Origin of the sequence: Collinsella aerofaciens (assembly GCF_005844325.1) — a bacterium.
Classification (GTDB): Bacteria; Actinomycetota; Coriobacteriia; order Coriobacteriales; family Coriobacteriaceae; genus Collinsella; species Collinsella aerofaciens_G.
This window is the reverse complement of the sequence record NZ_SPFY01000005.1, coordinates 14,696-32,067: the sequence shown is the minus strand read 5'-3', so window position 1 is coordinate 32,067 and position 17,372 is coordinate 14,696. Positions and strand designations below refer to the sequence as shown.

Annotated in this window: 16 protein-coding genes; 15 read left to right on the top strand and 1 reads right to left on the bottom strand. The window is 62.4% G+C overall.

The genetic code is table 11. The annotated features are described in order from the left end of the window. The 6 genes from FGQ61_RS02925 (at position 1) to FGQ61_RS02900 (ending at position 5,583) form a co-directional block, all read left to right on the top strand. Positions 1 to 315, top strand: a complete 315-nt coding sequence (locus FGQ61_RS02925; protein ID WP_035137695.1) for an STAS domain-containing protein — start codon at positions 1 to 3, stop codon at positions 313 to 315. Between the two features lie 153 nt (positions 316 to 468). Next, positions 469 to 1,044, top strand: coding sequence for a twin-arginine translocase TatA/TatE family subunit (locus FGQ61_RS02920; protein ID WP_171021487.1), 576 nt, complete (start codon positions 469 to 471; stop codon positions 1,042 to 1,044). Beyond that, a complete protein-coding gene (gene tatC / locus FGQ61_RS02915; protein WP_022093860.1) occupies positions 1,044 to 1,835 on the top strand; it encodes a twin-arginine translocase subunit TatC in 792 nt (263 codons plus the stop codon). Before FGQ61_RS02920 ends, tatC begins: the two co-directional genes overlap by 1 nt. A gap of 6 nt (positions 1,836 to 1,841) precedes the next feature. Beyond that, positions 1,842 to 2,198 (top strand): hydrogenase maturation nickel metallochaperone HypA, encoded by a 357-nt coding sequence (hypA, locus tag FGQ61_RS02910; protein ID WP_117817250.1) that lies wholly within the window; start codon positions 1,842 to 1,844, stop codon positions 2,196 to 2,198. A gap of 55 nt (positions 2,199 to 2,253) precedes the next feature. After that, positions 2,254 to 2,937 carry a hydrogenase nickel incorporation protein HypB gene (hypB, locus tag FGQ61_RS02905; protein ID WP_138374518.1) on the top strand — a complete coding sequence of 228 codons (684 nt, stop codon included), beginning with the start codon at positions 2,254 to 2,256 and terminating at the stop codon, positions 2,935 to 2,937. 54 nt (positions 2,938 to 2,991) lie between these two features. Next, a complete protein-coding gene (locus FGQ61_RS02900) occupies positions 2,992 to 5,583 on the top strand; it encodes a DNA topoisomerase I (RefSeq protein WP_138374517.1) in 2,592 nt (863 codons plus the stop codon). Between the two features lie 151 nt (positions 5,584 to 5,734). On the opposite strand, the gene FGQ61_RS02895 is transcribed toward FGQ61_RS02900, so the two are convergent. After that, complete coding sequence (locus FGQ61_RS02895; RefSeq protein ID WP_138374516.1) at positions 5,735 to 6,718, bottom strand: zinc-ribbon domain-containing protein; 984 nt, start codon at positions 6,716 to 6,718, stop codon at positions 5,735 to 5,737. 246 nt (positions 6,719 to 6,964) lie between these two features. Here FGQ61_RS02895 and tmk point away from each other — a divergent pair, with 246 nt between their 5' ends. The 9 genes from tmk (at position 6,965) to FGQ61_RS02850 (ending at position 17,370) form a co-directional block, all read left to right on the top strand. Next, the gene (tmk, locus tag FGQ61_RS02890) at positions 6,965 to 7,648 is read left to right on the top strand and encodes a dTMP kinase (protein WP_138374515.1); all 684 of its coding nucleotides are present in this window, start codon (positions 6,965 to 6,967) and stop codon (positions 7,646 to 7,648) included. A gap of 1 nt (position 7,649) precedes the next feature. Further along, positions 7,650 to 8,777, top strand: coding sequence for a DNA polymerase III subunit (locus FGQ61_RS02885; RefSeq protein WP_138374514.1), 1,128 nt, complete (start codon positions 7,650 to 7,652; stop codon positions 8,775 to 8,777). Next, positions 8,768 to 10,468, top strand: coding sequence for a PSP1 domain-containing protein (locus FGQ61_RS02880; protein ID WP_138374513.1), 1,701 nt, complete (start codon positions 8,768 to 8,770; stop codon positions 10,466 to 10,468). Before FGQ61_RS02885 ends, FGQ61_RS02880 begins: the two co-directional genes overlap by 10 nt. Positions 10,469 to 10,570: 102 nt before the next feature. Continuing rightward, positions 10,571 to 11,377 (top strand): ComF family protein, encoded by an 807-nt coding sequence (locus FGQ61_RS02875; RefSeq protein WP_229025878.1) that lies wholly within the window; start codon positions 10,571 to 10,573, stop codon positions 11,375 to 11,377. A gap of 10 nt (positions 11,378 to 11,387) precedes the next feature. Next, complete coding sequence (locus FGQ61_RS02870) at positions 11,388 to 12,497, top strand: hypothetical protein (protein ID WP_138374512.1); 1,110 nt, start codon at positions 11,388 to 11,390, stop codon at positions 12,495 to 12,497. A 733-nt stretch (positions 12,498 to 13,230) separates the two neighbouring features. Then, entirely contained in the window at positions 13,231 to 14,256 is a 1,026-nt protein-coding gene (locus FGQ61_RS02865; RefSeq protein WP_229025882.1) for a substrate-binding periplasmic protein, read from the top strand. Positions 14,257 to 14,573: 317 nt separating this feature from the next. Beyond that, the gene (gene hpf, locus FGQ61_RS02860; protein ID WP_035137685.1) at positions 14,574 to 15,158 is read left to right on the top strand and encodes a ribosome hibernation-promoting factor, HPF/YfiA family; all 585 of its coding nucleotides are present in this window, start codon (positions 14,574 to 14,576) and stop codon (positions 15,156 to 15,158) included. Between the two features lie 80 nt (positions 15,159 to 15,238). Continuing rightward, positions 15,239 to 16,192 carry a DegV family protein gene (locus FGQ61_RS02855; protein WP_138374510.1) on the top strand — a complete coding sequence of 318 codons (954 nt, stop codon included), beginning with the start codon at positions 15,239 to 15,241 and terminating at the stop codon, positions 16,190 to 16,192. Positions 16,193 to 16,248: 56 nt separating this feature from the next. Next, positions 16,249 to 17,370 (top strand): NAD(P)-dependent oxidoreductase, encoded by a 1,122-nt coding sequence (locus tag FGQ61_RS02850; RefSeq protein WP_465038282.1) that lies wholly within the window; start codon positions 16,249 to 16,251, stop codon positions 17,368 to 17,370. Positions 17,371 to 17,372 lie beyond the last annotated feature (2 nt).

Genomic DNA, 17,372 nt, shown 5'->3' with positions numbered 1-17,372 from the left:
ATGGATTTGGGTATTTCCACCAACCCCACGCCAGAGCTCTACACCATTAAGGTAACCGGCGAGATCGACATCTCTAACGCCGATAGCCTGCGCAATGCCATCGACCTGGCGCTCGAGCAGCCCACTGAGGCCGTTGAGCTCGATTTTGCCCAGGTGAGCTACATCGATTCAACGGGCATTGGCGTGCTCGTGGGCGCCGCGCACCACGCGGTCGACCACGGCAAGCGTTTTAGCTGCACCAATGTGCAGCCCCCGGTAATGCGCGTGGTTCAGCTGTTGGGTGTCGACCAGGAGATTTCGATCACCGCTGCATAATCTTTGCCCCCAAAAGGGCGTGCCGTTTGGCATATGTTTGTGATGCGCTCGGACGTTTTGGCGTCCGGGCGCTATACTTGACCGAATGAATAGACGAGTTCCGGCCGAATGGCGCGGTGCGGGCTCGACTCACATCGAGCCTTGGAGGTATGTGTGTTTGGTATTGGAGAGGGTGAGCTCGCGATCATCGTGGTCTTCGGCTTTTTGCTGTTTGGCCCGGATAAGCTCCCGCAGATGGGCCGCACGATCGGCCGTGCCATCCGTCAGTTCCGCGAGACGCAGGAAAAGATGACGGCCGTTGTTCAGTCCGAGATTATCGATCCGGTGAGTGAGGCCGCTTCGGCTCCGGTCAAGCCCAAGAAGGCTGCCGTCGATGACGATTCCGATGCGGACGAGGATGCCGCCGAGGCGGCAGCGCCCGCCAAGAAGGAGACCTTTGCCGAGCGCCGTGCCCGCCTTGCTGCCGAGAAGGCCGCGAGCGAGGCTGCTGCTGAGGGCGAGGGCGCCGAGCCCGCCGAGGCCGAGCCTGCCGCTGCCGCCGAGCCTGTCGTCGAGCCCGAGCCTGCTGCAGAACCGGAGCCCGAGCCCGAGCCGGTAGAGCCCACGACGGCCGACCTCTACGCCCGTCGTCCCCGCAAGCGCAAGGCCGTCGTCGACCAGCTCGCCCGCGAGCTCGAGGCCGAGGACGACGCCGCTGCCGCCGACGCCTCGAAGGGAGGCGATGAGTAATGCCTATCGGACCTGCGCGCATGCCGCTCTTCGATCACCTGGGAGAGCTCCGTCGCCGCCTGACTATCGTGGTCGTGTCGGTGTTTGCCGCCGCCATCGTGCTGTATTTCGCCACGCCCGTGGTGCTCGACATCCTGGAAGACCCCATCCGCTCCTTTGTGCCGGACGGTAAGTTCTACATCACCACCACGCTCGGCGGCTTTGGCCTGCGCTTCTCGCTGGCCATCAAGATGGCCGTGGTCATGTGCACGCCCATGATCATCTGGCAGATTCTGGCATTTTTCCTGCCGGCACTGCGTCCCAACGAGCGCAAATGGGTCGTGCCCACGGTGCTCGCCTCGACGGTGCTGTTCTTCCTGGGCGCCATCTTCTGCTATTTCATCATCATCCCGGCGGGCTTTGAGTGGCTTATCGGCGAGACCTCGGCCGTCGCCACGGCGCTGCCCGACCTGGAGAACTACGTCAACATGGAGCTGCTCTTTATGATCGGCTTTGGCGTGGCGTTTGAGCTGCCGCTTATCATCTTCTACCTGTCCGTCTTCCACATCGTGTCCTACGCGGCCTTCCGCGGCGCCTGGCGCTACGTGTACGTGGGCCTGCTTGTGGGCTCGGCTGTGATTACGCCCGACGGCTCGCCCGTTACGCTGGGCCTCATGTATGGTGCCCTGCTCTCGCTCTACGAGATTTCGCTCGCCATTGCCCGCGTGGTCATTACCGCGCGCGAGGGCAAGGAGGGCTTGTTTGTGAGCCGTCTGGACCTGTTCTCGGACGATGAGGACGACGAGGAGTAAATCGGTATGCACGAGGTTGGCATTGTCAACGGCATACTCGATACAGTGATTCGCGCGGCGCGTGGGGCGGGGGCCTCGCGCGCCGTTTTGGTAACGCTGCGTATCGGGGATATGACCGAAGTTGTGCGCGAGGCGCTCGACTTTGCGTGGGAGACATTTCGCGATGAGGACTCGCTCACGCGAGGCTGCGAGCTTGCCGTGGAGGAAGTCCATCCACAAAGCGAGTGTCTGGACTGCGGGGAGGTCTTTGAGCACGATCGCTTCCATTGCCGCTGTCCCCAATGTGGCGGCGCCAACGTGCGCCTGCTGCACGGCCGCGAACTCGACATCGCAAGTATCGAAATCGAAACCCCCGACGATTAGCCCATCAGCCACCTGGGGACGGGGTATAAAGGGGCAAAAGTAAGGAGCGCTGAGTATGGCTGAGAAAACGATTGATATCGCGTCGCCGATCCTGTCGCGCAACGAGCGCCTGGCAGATCAGCTGCGACAGCGATTTAAAGAGACAAACACCTATGTGATCAATGTGCTGTCGAGCCCCGGTTCGGGCAAGACCACCACGATCCTGGGCACCAACGAGCGCCTGCGCGACAAGGCTGGCCTGCGCTGTGCCGTCATCGAGGGCGATATTGCCTCGGATGTCGACGCCATCACCATGAAGGAAGCCGGCATGCCCGCCATCCAGATCAACACGGGTGGCCTGTGCCACCTCGAGGGCAACATGATCATGGAGGCCGTTGACGCGTTCGACCAGGCCGTCGGTCTGGAGAACATCGACGTCATCTTTATCGAAAACGTGGGCAACCTGGTCTGCCCGGTCGACTTTGACCTGGGCGAGAACCTGTCCATCATGATTCTCTCGGTGCCCGAGGGCGACGACAAGCCTATCAAGTACCCGGGCATCTTCCAGCACGCCGGCGCACAGCTGCTCAACAAGGTTGACGTGGCTCCGGCTTTCGATTTTGACATGGATAGGTATACTAAGACACTCGATGACCTCAATCCGCAGGCGCCGCGGTTTGCCGTGAGCGCGCGCAAGGGCGAGGGCATGGATGCCTGGTGCGATTGGCTCATCGGGCAGATCGAGCAAGCAAGGGCGTAAATCGGCCGCCATACGGGCGGGCGTAGCCGCAGAGACACGAGATAGGAGCCTCTTTTGAAGCTCATCATCGCCGAGAAAAATGACGCCGCGCGTCAGATCGCCGAGCGTCTGTCCACGGGCAAACCCAAAAAGGACAAGGTGTACAACACCGCCATCTACCGCTTTGAGTGGAAGGGCGAGGAGTGCGTGACGATCGGCCTTGCCGGTCACATCCTTGCGCCTGATTTTTGCGACAGCGTGCTGTTCGATAAAAAGCTGGGCTGGTATTCGGTCACCGAGGACGGCGAGATACTGCCGGCCGACATGCCCGATGGCCTGGCGCGTCCGCCTTACGACACCAAGCGTAAGCCGTTCCTTGCCGATGGCATCTCCATTAAGGGCTGGAAGCTCGAGAGTCTGCCTTACCTCACCTGGGCGCCCGTCATTAAGTTGCCGGCTGAGAAAGAGCTCATTCGCTCGCTTAAGAACCTCGCCAAAAAGTCCGACAGCGTCATCATTGCCACGGACTTCGATCGCGAGGGCGAGCTGATCGGTTCGGACGCCCTCAACAAGGTGCGCGAGGTGGCGCCCGACTTGCCGGTCGCCCGCGCCCAGTATTCTTCGTTTACCAAGGCCGAGATCACGCAGGCCTTCGATAACCTCGTCTCGCTCGACCAGAACCTGGCCGACGCCGGCGAGAGCCGTCAGCACATCGACCTCATTTGGGGTGCGGTGCTCACGCGCTACCTGACGCTCGCCAAGTTTGGCGGCTTTGGCAACGTGCGTTCCGCCGGCCGCGTGCAGACGCCGACGCTTGCCCTGGTGGTCGAGCGCGAACGCGAGCGCATGGCGTTTGTGCCCGAGGACTATTGGCAGATTCGCGGCATGGGCGCCGCGCAAGGCGCTGCCGAGGACGATCGCTTTAAGATCGCGCACAAGACGGCGCGCTTTACCGACAAGGATGCTGCTGAGACGGCGTACGGTCACGTTGACGGTGCCAAGACGGCAACCGTCGCCGCGGTGACCAAGCGCTCGCGCAAGCAGCAGCCGCCCACGCCGTTTGCGACCACCTCGCTGCAGGCTGCCGCCGCAGCCGAGGGCATCTCGCCTGCGCGTACCATGCGCATCGCCGAGTCCCTCTACATGGCGGGCCTCATCAGCTACCCGCGTGTCGACAACACCGTGTACCCCGCGACGCTCGATCTGGGCGCCGTGGTGAGCGACCTGGCAAAGATCAACCCGGCGCTGGCGCCCGTGTGCAAAAAGGTGCTCGCCGGCCCTATGAAGCCCACGCGCGGCAAAGTCGAGACCACCGACCACCCGCCTATCTATCCCACGGGCGAGGGCGATCCGTCCACGCTCGACGGCGGCCAACGCAAGCTCTACGACCTCATCGCCCGCCGCTTCCTAGCGACGCTTATGGGTCCCGCGACCATCGAAAACACTAAGCTCGAGCTCGACGTGAACGGTGAGCCGTTCGTGGCTTCGGGCGATGTGCTCGTGACCCCGGGTTTCCGCGAGGCGTACCCGTACGGACTCAAGCGCGACGAGCAGATGCCGCCGCTGGAGCAGGGCGATACGGTCGACGTGTTCGACATTAAACTCGAGGCCAAGCAGACCGAGCCGCCCGCGCGCTACAGCCAGGGCAAGCTCGTGCAGGAGATGGAAAAGCGCGGCCTGGGCACCAAGTCCACGCGCGCGAGCATCATTGAGCGCCTGTACGCCGTGCGCTACCTCAAAAACGATCCCGTGGAGCCGAGTCAGCTGGGCATCGCCATCATCGATGCACTGACGCAGTTTGCCCCGCGCATCACGAGCCCCGATATGACCAGCGAGCTCGATGGCGACATGACCCGTGTGGAGCGCGGCGAGGATACCGAAGAGCATGTAGTGACGCACTCGCGCGCGCTGCTGGCTGGTGTGCTCGACGAGCTGCTCAAGCACACGCAGGAGTTGGGCGACGCCATCAGCGACGCCGTCACGGCCGATGCGCGCGTGGGCGCTTGCCCCAAGTGCGGCAAGGACCTGGTTATGAAGACGAGCGCCAAGACCCGTGGCAGCTTCATTGGCTGCATGGGCTGGCCCGACTGCGATGTGACCTATCCGGTGCCGAGCGGCGTCAAGGTAAGCCCGCTCGAGGGCGAGGCAGCCGTGTGCCCCGAGTGCGGCGCGCCGCGCATTAAGTGCCAGCCGTTCCGCCAGAAGGCCTTCGAGATTTGCGTGAACCCCACGTGCCCCACCAACTACGAGCCTGACCTTAAGGTGGGCGAGTGCAAGGTGTGCGCCGAGGCCGGACGCCATGGCGACCTGATCGCGCACAAGAGCGAGAAGAGCGGCAAGCGCTTTATCCGCTGCACCAACTACGATGACTGCGGCGTGAGCTATCCTCTGCCGGCGCGCGGTAAGCTCGAGGCGACGGGTGAGACATGCCCCGAGTGCGGCGCCCCCATCGTGGTGGTCAACACGGCGCGCGGTCCGTGGCGCATCTGCGTGAACATGGACTGCCCGACCAAGGAGAAAAAGCCGGCCCGCGGCCGCAAGACCACGACCAAGGCGAGCGCGGCAAAGAAGACGACGGCGGCAAAGAAGACCACGGCTAAGAAAGCAACTGCCGCCAAGAAGACGACCGCAAAAAAGACGACCACCAAGAAGGCCGCCGACAAGTAACCGAGCACATATAGACGCGGCGGGGCCGGGCGCGCAAATGCAAATGCGCGCCCGGCCCCACTTCTAAGTTGCGGTGAAATAGGGACTGTTTTTGCTGGCAAAAGGCCTAATTAATCCCTATTTCACCGCAAGATTTGATCAGTTGTTGGGATTACTTCACCTCGACAGGCTTGGCGCCGGGATAGCGTTCCTCAAAGTCTAGGCGGTACTTATTGTCATTGGTGCCCGCCACGTTGTCGCGCGACAGCGGCGCCACGATCTCATTCTTGTGGTCCGCAGGCTTGGCGTATTTCAGGCTGATCTCCCAGGCATCACAGATTGCGTCAATGCGGTGATCCAGGTCGTCGTACAGGGCGATGATGTCCTTCCAGGAGCTGTAGTTCTTGGAGCTCGTCGGGACGTCCAGGTCCTCGACGATGTCGTAATACTGCTCGATGGTGTCCTCTGTGCGCTCGGCGACGTCGGCGAGATTTTGGCGGGTGGTTCGATCCTCTTCCAGATAGCTGCCGTTGAAGTTCTGCGCGCAGCCACGGACGTAGTTGTCGAGGTCTTCGAGCAAGTCGTAGTATTCGCTCAGTCGGCGGTAGAGGTTCTGCTCGGAGAGCGTTGCTTCGCTGCCATCCTCGTCGTCATCGTCGTCATCGTCGTACAGGCTGTTGGGATCGCCGAGAGGCTTTAGGTCATCGTCGTCGACGTCATGGTGCAGCTTAGCTACCTCGGCAGTCGTCTGCGTGGCGGCGTTGTCGAAAGGCTTGATCACAAAGAAAACGACCAGGGCGATGATGATCGCCACCAGCACAACAATAACGGCGATAAGCGGCCCGGTGCCGCTCTTTTTGGGAGCGGGGGTCTGTGGCGAAGCGGGCGTGTATGCGGGAGCCGGCTCCTGTTGGGGCGAGCCGCTCGCGACGGGTATGCGCTGCGTGGTCTCGACGGCCGCAGGGCTTGCGGCGGGGTCGTGGCGATAGACGAGGGGGTCGTCCGCCTTGGCTTGCGGCGTATCAAGGGAGCCGGTCTGCTCAAAAGCGGGCTGGCTATCGCTCGCGGTTGTTTGCTCAACGGGTGCACCGCACGAGGTGCAGAACTTGGCATTATCTGCAAGAAGCTTGCCGCACGAGGCGCAATACCGAGACATTGCCACTCCTTTCGCCACATTTCAATGCAATACGACGATTATACCCAGCGTCCAAAATTCCCCTTCATAAGTTGCGGTGAAATAGGGACTGTTTGGCGGTCTCAGAGCTTTAATCAGTCCCTATTTCACCGCAACTTCGGGGATGCCTCGATGGCTAGGTTGGATTTGGGACGCGCCGAGCACTGGGGTATCATGGTTTGGTTGATATATCTGCATTTACGCGCCTTGTAGGAAGGGGCTGCGCCCATGGCTTTTGAGCCCGCTCAACATAGCTTCATTACGCTCGAGGGCGTCGATGGCGCCGGCAAGTCCACGCAGGCGCGCTTGCTTGCCCGCGCGCTCGACCTTGCCGGCTACCAGGTTGTGAGCCTGCGCGAGCCGGGCGGTACCGCCATCAGCGAAAAGATCCGTGCTCTGCTGCTCGACCCCGCCAATACGGCGATGGGCGACACTTGCGAGCTGCTGCTGTATGAGGCCGCCCGTGCCCAGCTGGTGCACGAGGCCATCGCGCCCGCCCTCGCTGCCGGCAAGGTGGTCCTGTGCGACCGCTTCTACGATTCCACGACCTGCTACCAGGCGTTTGCCGATGGCCTCGATCGCCAGATAGTGCGCGATGCCAACAACCTGGCCGTCGCGGGGACGCACCCGGCGCTCACACTCGTCTATCACATCACGCCCGAGCAGGCGGCGCTGCGCATGGCAGCCCGTGGCGCGGCAGATCGCATGGAGGCTAAGGGCATGGCCTTCCAAGATCGTGTCTACCAGGGTTTTTGCGCAATTGCTGCCGAGGAGCCAAACCGCGTAAAGCTCATCGACGCCACTGCGACCGTCGAGGAAGTCTTCGAGAAGACGGCCGAACAGGTTCGCGCGTACGGTCTCGACATTCCCCAAGACGCCGTCGCCTCCGCGCTTGCCAAGGAGGCCGAGTAACATGGCCCCCGCTCAGGCAAGCCTGCTCGCCAAGCTCGACACCCAACAGCGCGTGCGCGACTTTTTGACCAACGCCATCGCAAACGGCCGCGCATCGCACGCCTACCTGTTTTTGGGCGCGCCCGGTGCCGGTAAGCTCGACGCCGCATGGGCGCTTGCCCAGGCATTCCTGTGCGAGCAGGATGGCTGCGGCTCATGCGATAGCTGCGTGCGCGTCGCCCGTCATACGCACCCCGACGTGCACTATTACACGCCCGAGAGCGCCACGGGCTACCTCATCGCCCAGACGCGCGAGCTACTCGACGACGTACCCCTGGCGCCCATCCGCGCCAAGGCCAAGGTCTACATCATTGACCGTGCCGAGCAGCTGCGCGCCAACACCGCCAACGCACTGCTCAAAACACTCGAGGAGCCGCCCGAGGGCGTTATGTTTATCTTGCTGGGCACCTCGGCAGACGTGATGTTGCCCACCATCGTGAGCCGCTGCCAGTGCGTGCCGTTTCGGCTGGTGTCGCCCGCCGTCGCCGCGCACGCCGTGAGCCGTGCCACTGGTCAGGATATCGCGCGTTGTCGCATGGCCGTCGCCGTGGCGGGCAGCCCCACGCGCGGCATCGAGTTCCTTAAGAGTGCCGAGCGCCAGGACGCCCGCCGTCAGATGGTCCGTGCCATCGACTCACTCATTGCCGCCGACGAGGCCGACGTGCTCAGCCGCGCCAAGTCGCTCATCGTCGCCGTTAAGGCGCCGCTCGCCGAGGTCAAGTCCACGCAGGAAAAGGTGCTCGAGCAAAACGCCGACTACCTGTCGCGTGGAGCATTGAAGCAGCTTGAGGACCGCAACAAGCGCGAACTCAACGCGCGCGAGCGTTCGGGTATTATGGAAGCGCTGGCGAGCGCGCGGACGCTCATGCGCGACGTGCTGCTGACGCTTCAGGACGAGGCGGCAGACGTTGTGAACGAGGACGTGCGCGACACGATCGGGCGGCTTGCCGCCGCGACGAATGTTGCGGGTGCCACGCGGGCGCTCGAGGCGGTCGCAACCGCCGAGCGCAACATCGCCAGAAACGTTACTCCTCAGCTGGCCATCGAGGTCATGCTGCTCGATATCAGGAAGGCACTGAAATGCCGTTAGTCGTACCCGTTAAGTTTACCTACGCCTCGCGCGACCTGTGGTTCGATCCGCAGGATCTGGATATCCTCGAGGCCGATTATGCCATTTGCTCCACCGAGCGCGGAACCGAGATTGGCCTGGTCACGGCCGATCCCTTTGAGGTGCCGCAAGACGAGATCGGTCAGCCGCTCAAGCCCGTGCTGCGCGTGGCGAGCGACATCGACCTCCAGCTTGCCGACGACCTGGCCATCCAGGGCGACGAGGCCATGGTCGACTTCCGCCGCCTGGTCAAGGAGCTCGACCTCGAGATGAAGCCGGTGGGCGTCGAGTACCTGTTTGGCGGCGAGAAGGCCGTGTTCTACTTTGCGGCCGAGGAGCGCGTCGATTTTCGCCAGCTCGTCAAGGATCTGTCCTCGACGCTGCACATTCGCGTCGATATGCGCCAGATCGGCGTGCGCGACGAGACCCGCCTGGTGGGCGGCTATGCCCAGTGCGGACAGGAGCTCTGCTGCACGCGCTTTGGCGGACAGTTTGAACCCGTCTCGATTCGCATGGCAAAAGAGCAAGACCTGCCGCTCAATTCCTCCAAGATCAGCGGCGTGTGCGGTCGTCTGATGTGCTGCCTGCGTTATGAGTTCGAGGCGTACAAGGACTTTAAGAGCCGTGCGCCCAAAAAGAAGACGCTCATCGATACGCCGCTTGGCAAGGCGCGTATTCAGGAGTATGACACGCCGCGTGAGCAGCTGGTGCTGCGCTTGGAGAACGGTAAAGTCTTTAAGGTCAACCTGGCCGATATGACGTGCTCGGAGGGCTGCAAAAAGAAGGCCGCCGAGCAGGGCTGCAGCTGCCGCCCCGACTGCGTGACGCGCGACGTGCTCGAGCGCATCGAGTCGCCCGAGATGCGCCTGGCGCTCATGGAACTCGATCGCGAGAATGGCGTCGACGTGGGCGATGGCCTGTCGAGTGCCGACCGCCTGGCCGGCACGTCGATGCCTAAGCGCCGTCGTCGCGATGCTGAATCCGATGCTCGCGCCGGTCAGGGTCAGGGCGAGGGCCGTGGCCGCGGAAAGGGCCGCGGCAAGGCCGAGGCGCCCGAGGCCGAGGAGGCCGCCGGTGGCCGTCGCCGCCGCAAGCGTGCGGGCTCGGGCGATGCTACCGAGGCTGCAGCCGCGGGCAAGAACGCCTCTCGCGAGCGCGAGGTTCAGCAGCCCCAGCAGCAGAATCGCGGCGGTGGCATGAACCCCACACGTCGCCGCCGCCGTCATCTGTCGAGCGAGGAGCGCGAGGACGCCTTCCGCGCCGCAGCTGCTCGCGAGGCTGGTGCCGCTTCCAAGGGCGCCTCGGCCTCCGATGCGCCTGTCGACAAGAGCGGCAAGTCACGTGGCGAGGAGGAGCGCGCGCCGCGTCCGCGCCGTCGCCATTCCTCGGGCGCGCAGCAGAAGCCCTCAGTGCCCTCCGTGGCCGATCAGGTCTCGGATGGCGAGGTCAAGGTCACGCGCCGTCGTCCCGGAGATGGCGGGGGAGCGGCTGCCAAGGCTTCGCGTGGCGCCGCTCGCGACGAGCGCGAGCCGCGCGAGGATCGCGGTGGCGAGGGCTCGGCCGACCAGGGTCAAAAGCGCCGTCGCCGTCGCCGTTCCCGCAAGCCTCGCCAGGATGGTGGCGAGGGCTCGACCCCGTCTTCGCCCGCACCGCAACCGCCCGCCGGCGAATAACGCCCGCGAGCGGATTTAGCCCGCCTTGCCCCGAGCGCATCGGGGTATCATAGCGCCGAATCAACAACCCTCCCTGCGACCGAGCGTAGGGAGGGTTGTGTCTTGAAGAGCCATCTGAACATATTGAGCCGTCTGCAGGGTGCCGGTGCCCTACCGTTTGCGGACGAATTGCTACCGTTTGCCGAGCGGGTGGCACGCGAGACGCTCGAGGCATTGTCGCCAACACGATGTGCCGGCTGCGAGCGCGCCGGTACGCTTATTTGCCAAGACTGCCTGGCTGCGCTCACGCTCATCGACCCACGTCATAGCTGCACCCGATGCGGCGCCCCGTTTGGGGATTTGCTGTGCACTGAGTGTTCGGTCGAGGGCACGTCCTCGGCAATGGCGGAGGCGCTCGACCGCTGCCTGGCGTGCGCCGTCTATGCGCATCCGCTGCCGCGCATCATTAAAGCGTACAAGGATGCGGGCGAGCGACGTCTGGCTCCGTATCTGGCAGAGCTGCTCTACGACACCGCCCTGCATGCCCAGGTCGTAGCGCCCGATCGCTACGGAGGTGTGCTGTCCGGTGCGGATGCGGTGGTGTTTGTGCCTGCGACGGCGGCAGCGTTTCGGCGGCGTGGTTTTGATCATATGGAGGCCATTGCGCGCCCATTTTGCGAGCTGTCGGGTGTTCCCCTGCTCGATGCTCTCGTCAAGTACGGGCATGGCGACCAGCGCGAACTCGGTCGTGAGGAGCGCCGCGAGCGTGCCCGAGGCATGTACGAGACGGTTGAGGATGTGCATGGCCGCCGCCTGCTGCTTATCGATGACGTTATCACCACGGGCGCGACGATGGCCGCGGCTTCGGCGGAACTCAAGCGCGCCGGCGCCGCAGCGGTCGGTGGCCTCGCTATCGCACGCGTTTGGTAGGGGTGGTTTTGTGTCAGTAAAGATTGAGCGGCGCAACGAGCCGACAGGCGAACAGCTAGCGGCTTCCATAATCCTGACCGGCGCCTCGGCGCTGCGCATGATGCGCGCCGAGCGCCGGCAGATGGGCTATATCGGCTGGAGGGACCTCAGTCCCGATGAAGAGCGCCGTGTGCTGCGCACGTCGTCGCCCTCGACCGAGGACATCTATCTTCCCGACTTGGTGCGGATTGGGGCCGCAAGCAGCGAGGTACAAGAGGATCTGTGCTTGCTGGTAGGGTCTGCAGCGCAGCGCCGCCGCATTCTTGGCGTGAGCTGGTCCGTATGCTCCGGGTTGCCCGCCGGCTCGATTCTAGAGGTGGAACCGGGGGTGTACAGTCTATCTCCCGAGGCCCTTTGTGTTGTCGTCGCCCGCGAGGTCGGCTGTATCCAGGCGTTTGCCCTGGCCCAGGAGCTGTGCTCTAAGATTTCACTGAGTGACCGCGGGAAGTATCTGCCTCCCTACACCTCGCCTGTCGTGAACAAATTGGCAAAGGACAAAGACCAGCCGCCAGATGTCGGTTACTTTGAGGTCGAGTCCGTGCTGACACCCGATTGCCTGGTAGATTACCTCGCGGCATGCAAGGGGAGCGCGGCCAAGCAGCTGCGGCGGCTGTGTCCCTATCTGTCGGAAAACCTGCGTTCACCCATGGAGTGCATCATGCTTGCCATGTTTTCGCTTCCGTTTTCCTATGGCGGATTTGCCTGTGGTCCCTTTAAGACCGACTACAAGATCGAGTTCAACGACCGTGCACAGGCGATCTCGGGGATGCCGCATGCGGTTTGCGATGCCTTTCAGGAAGCAGCCCGGTTTGACTTGGAATACAACGGTGAGCTGGGCCATTCTTCTCGGAGGGGACGTATCCATGATGAAAAGCGCAACACGGGCTTGATTACTATGGGAATCGAGGTCGCGACGGTCAACAACGAAATGCTCTGTGACATGGAAGCGATGGAAGCACTCGCATGGCGCATCCACCAGCGTATGGGTAAGCGATATCAGAATCGCGTAGAGGCTCGTCGAAAGAGGCAAGATGCTCTGCTGAATACGCTCCGAGCGTGCTTTGGGCTCAAACCAGCGTAAAACTATGGCTTTATAGGGGGTCTGTTTATATGCTCTGTGCAAAAAACGGCAAATATGAGTACTGTTACTAGATTAGTGACAGCAAAAACAAAGAAACTTGGGCCGATAATCTGGATTCAGCGAAGAGATAATAAACGAATGTGGAATATCTTGGCGCCAAGCAGGCTGTGCGGAACTCAAAAAGGGCTCGTGAGGCGGTAATACGCTGCTACTAAATTGGTAACAGTACTCATATTTGCCGTTTTTTGCACACGGCACCCTGAGACGGGTGCCCCGGAGCTCCCCGTAGGGGAGCTCCGGGCTTCATAGGGGCACGAATGGTCCGCTCCGACCCGCAAAATCTGTACTCGAGATGCGAATGACGCCCCTAACCTTAAACTTTAGCTTGAACTTAGCTATAATGCGCTTCGTTCCTACCAGGCTGTGGTTGCGGACGGACGAAATGCCCGTCCTAGTCCAAGACAGACGCGGTCAAAGGGATCCACGTAAGCGACCGCGTGCGCGCGGCGCGATCATGGCGCGTCCTAGATGTAAGCCGCACCGTCCGTTCTACTTTCTTTGGGGCAATACCGCCTCGCGGGCGAGCGGGTCAGTCGTGAAGGTGGCTGCGGCCTCCCGAGCAAACACCCCGGTGCGCAAGTGTGGGGTCAAATACCAGGTCAGCTGGTGGGAACAACCTGATATTCCGCGCAACGCACGGATCGTATACGACACAGAAGGCAGGGTAGTGGACATGGTGAGGGGCAGCTTGATGCACGCGGCTCGGTTAGGTGCTGGGACCGCAGCGGTCATCGCCGTTTTGGGCCTGAGCGGATGCGCGTTCAACCCGCTGTCTACGTTCACGACTCCCACGATCGACCAGATCGAGTACGAGACCGTCACGCCGGCGGTGTCGGACGATGCCCTGGTCACTCCCGGAACCCTGACAGTCGCCCTCGATACTTCCGATGCGCCGCAGGCCATGCAGGACGCCGACGGCGAGCTCACGGGGTATGCGGTTGACGCCGCCCGCGCCCTCGCAAGCCGCATGGGCCTTAAGGTCGCCTTTGTCGATGCGTCCTCGGCAGGTTCCGCGCTCGGCGACAAAAAGGCCGATATCTTTATCGGCGAGATTAATTCCACGGACGGGGACATTAGCTCGCTCGGCACCTGCCTGTACGATGCCACTTCCGTGTTTGGTAAAACTAGCGATGGTGGGTCGCTAAGCGTTTCCACCGATACCCTTAACACGTCCACCCTGGGCGTTCAGATGTCCTCGGCCTCGCAGGAGGCGCTTGCTAAGCAGAGCATTACCGCCAACCAAAAGACCTACTCCAACATCAACGAGTGCTTTGAGGCGCTCGAGTCCGGCGAGGTCGACTATGTAATCTGCGACTCCACGGCCGGCGGCTACCTTGCACGTCTGATGAGCGAGGTCTCCTATGTCGGTGCGCTCGAGGCGCCCTCGACGCTTGGTGTTGCGGGCCTCTCGTCCAATGACGAACTGTGCCGTGCCGTGAGCGATGCCCTCGACGACATCACGGTCGACGGTACGCTCGAGGCGGTCCACTCTGTCTGGTATGGCACGATGCCCTACGACCTCACCACTAAGACGGTTTCGGGCGCTAACGTGCAGCCGGGCGACTCTGAGTCCAGTGAGACCACGTCCTCCGGCAGCGAGTCCTCCGATTCCAACAATGAGACCGCATCCTCCGAGGACAAATCGTCCAGCCAGGAAGGCGCCATCACCGACGACGACATTAACAAACTCAATAGCTAGTTATTGCTAGGGGTGGTGTCTCCTATACGTTGGAAAGGACACTTCTTCACGGTTTCAACACGCACTGCCGGGCTTCCCCGATGGGGGAGTCCGGCTTTTTCATCCCAATAAAACTAGCAGGTCAAAGCCAATTTTCGGGACCAAATACAAAGCCGCCGGCCCCCTCCTATAGCGCACTTTGCCATGGAAAAGTGCGAGACTTCGGTATGCGGTATCAAGCAATCGTTATTCGGGTCTTTAGGAATCCGCGTGATTAAATGCACGGCAATGGGTACATAGCCAGTACAGTAAGTCCCCGAGGCAGATTGGAGCCACGTATGGATATCAAGGTTTCTGGACGCAAGACGACGGTAACCGATGCTCTGCGTGCGCATGTGGATGAGAAGATCGGCGAGGCGCTCAAGGTTTTCGATATCGAGCCCATGACGGTCGACGTTGTACTTCGCTATGAGAAGAACCCCTCGAACCCCAACCCGGCAATCGTCGAGGTTACGGTTCGTGCCCGCGGTTCGGTGATTCGCGTTGCCGAGCACGGTGCAGATATGTACGCCGCCATCGACCTCTCAGCCGATAAGGTCACCCGCCAGCTGCGCAAGTTCAAGACCAAGGTCGTGGACAACCGCCAGGGCGGTGCCAGTGCAGCGGATGTCGCACCGGTCGAGCGCGTCGAGGATCTGGCCGACCTGCTGCTGCCCGAGGAGGAGGATGACCTGCTCGTCCGCGAGAAGGTTATCGACGTCACCCCGATGACTGAGGAGCAGGCGCTGGTGCAGACCGATCTGCTGGGCCACGACTTCTACGTGTTCGAGAACGCGACGACTGGTCTCATCAATGTGGTATATCACCGTAAGAATGGTGGATATGGCATCATCAAGCCCCGTATCGAAACACTTGACGAGTAAAATACGTTAACTTGCATGAGTTAACGGTTGGCGGCCATCCCATGCGGGTGGTCGCCTTTTTTACGTAAGGAGTCGCTTTGATGGACAAGGCCGCATCCGCCGGTCATTCGAACCGTTGCCGCATCGTCGTCGATACCTGCTGCGACTTTAGCCCCGAGGTCGCCGCGAACCTCGATGTCGATATCTTGGGCTTCCCCTTTATCATCGATGGCGAGGAGCGCACGGACGATATCTGGTCGAGCATGAGCCCTAAGGAGTTCTACGACCGCATGCGCGCCGGCGCTCGCGTGTCTACCTCCGCCGTGTCGCTCGGTCGCTATATCGAGTTCTTTACCGAGTGTGCCAAAGAAGGTACTCCCACGGTCTACCTGTGCTTTACCTCGGCGCTGTCGTCGAGCTACAACTCCGCGTGCCAGGCGGCGGACGCCGTGCGCGCCGAGTATCCCAACTTTGAGCTCTACGTGGTCGACAACGCTCTGCCCTGCGCGACCGGCGCGCTCTTGGCGCTCGAGGCCGTGCGCCAGCGTTCGGCGGGACTGACCGCCAAGCAGCTGGTCGATTGGGCAAACGAGGCAAAGACCTACGTCCACGGCTACTTTACGCTCGAGAGCTTTGACGCGCTGGCTGCCGGCGGCCGCATTCCGCCCGCGGCGGCGCAGCTCACGGCAAAGCTCGATGTCAAGCCCGAGCTCTCCTACGACCTTGCCGGCTCGCTGTCGCTGATCGGTGTCAACCGCGGCCGCAAGAAGGCGCTCAAGTCCATTCTCAAGTCGTTCCGCGAGAACTACGTGCCCGACCGCACCATGCCCATCGCAATCATGACGGCCGATGCCGAAAAGGACGGCGACTGGCTCGAAGCCGCCATCCGCAAGGAGGAGGGTTGCGCCGACGTCACGATCATTCGCAGCTCCGTGGGCCCCACCATCGGCTCGCACGTGGGCCCCGGCATGGTGGCCTGCGCGTTTTGGGGTAAGAACCGCGCCGACAAGGCGTCGCTTTCCGACCGCATCGCCTGCCGCGTGCGCGGCCAGTAGGCAAGTAACGCGGCCGTAATCGATCCCAACTCACTGCCCAAACGCTGGCATCGAGTATTCAACCTGGTAACAACACCCAACCCAAAAGGAAAGGTTTCATGGCAAACAAGCTCTCCGTCGCATTTATCGGCACCGGAATCATGGGTGCCCCCATCGCCGGTCACATCCTGGATGCCGGCTATCCCGTCACGGTCAACAACCGCACCAAGTCCAAGGCTGTCGCGCTTATCGAGCGCGGTGCCGCCTGGGCCGATACGCCGGCCGATGCCGTGGCTAACGCCGATGTCGTCTTTACCATGGTGGGCTATCCCTCCGAGGTCGAGGAGCTCTACCTGGCGGGCGACAGCCTGCTCGCGTGCACTAAGCCCGGCGCGGTCCTGATCGACCTCACCACGAGCTCGCCCGAGCTGGCGCGCGACATTGCCGAGGCCGCCCAGGTTTCCGGCCGCATGGCGTTTGACTGCCCCGTCACCGGCGGTGAGTCGGGAGCTATCGCCGGCACGCTCACGGCTATCGTGGGCGCTACCGAGAACGACATCGCGCCGGTCCGCGACATCCTTGCCACCTTTGCGGCCAACATCTGCTGCTTCGACGGCGCCGGCAAGGGCCAGGCTGCCAAGCTCGCCAACCAGGTGTCGCTGGGCGCCTGCATGGTCGGCATGGCAGACGCCATGGCATTTGCCGAGCTGAGCGGCCTTGACCTGGAGAAGACCCGCCAGATGATCCTGGGCGGTACCGGCAAGTCCGGCGCCATGGAGAGCCTGGCGCCCAAGGCGCTCGACGGCGACTACAAGCCCGGCTTTATGGTTGAGCACTTCATCAAGGACCTGCGCTTGGCACTCGCCTATGCCGACGACCGCGAGCTTGCGCTGCCCGGCGCCGACGTGGCCTTTACGCTCTACGACATGCTCGACGCCATCGGTGGCGCCAAGCTGGGCACCCAGGCCATCACGGTCCTCTATAAGGAGGAGGCCGACGCCATCGCCGCCGGTCTGGACTGGTCGCAGTATCGTCCCGAGGAGCATGGCGCTCACGAGGACGGCTGCGGTTGCGGCGAGCACGGCGACGACCATGAGTGCGGTTGTGGCCACCACCATGGCGAGGACCACGAGTGCTGCGGCGGCCACGGCCATGACGACGGCCATGAGTGCTGCTGCGGCCACCATCACGGGGAGTAGCG

Bases quoted from the DNA above. Each gene is read 5' to 3' on its own strand.
- hpf (WP_035137685.1), top strand. From the start codon at position 14,574: ATGGATATCAAGGTTTCTGGACGCAAGACGACGGTAACCGATGCTCTG.
- hypB (WP_138374518.1), top strand. From the start codon at position 2,254: ATGGCTGAGAAAACGATTGATATCGCGTCGCCGATCCTGTCGCGCAAC.
- FGQ61_RS02880 (WP_138374513.1), top strand. From the start codon at position 8,768: ATGCCGTTAGTCGTACCCGTTAAGTTTACCTACGCCTCGCGCGACCTG.
- tatC (WP_022093860.1), top strand. From the start codon at position 1,044: ATGCCTATCGGACCTGCGCGCATGCCGCTCTTCGATCACCTGGGAGAG.
- FGQ61_RS02895 (WP_138374516.1), bottom strand. From the start codon at position 6,718: ATGTCTCGGTATTGCGCCTCGTGCGGCAAGCTTCTTGCAGATAATGCC.
- hypA (WP_117817250.1), top strand. From the start codon at position 1,842: ATGCACGAGGTTGGCATTGTCAACGGCATACTCGATACAGTGATTCGC.
- FGQ61_RS02885 (WP_138374514.1), top strand. From the start codon at position 7,650: ATGGCCCCCGCTCAGGCAAGCCTGCTCGCCAAGCTCGACACCCAACAG.
- FGQ61_RS02865 (WP_229025882.1), top strand. From the start codon at position 13,231: ATGGTGAGGGGCAGCTTGATGCACGCGGCTCGGTTAGGTGCTGGGACC.
- FGQ61_RS02855 (WP_138374510.1), top strand. From the start codon at position 15,239: ATGGACAAGGCCGCATCCGCCGGTCATTCGAACCGTTGCCGCATCGTC.
- FGQ61_RS02925 (WP_035137695.1), top strand. From the start codon at position 1: ATGGATTTGGGTATTTCCACCAACCCCACGCCAGAGCTCTACACCATT.
- tmk (WP_138374515.1), top strand. From the start codon at position 6,965: ATGGCTTTTGAGCCCGCTCAACATAGCTTCATTACGCTCGAGGGCGTC.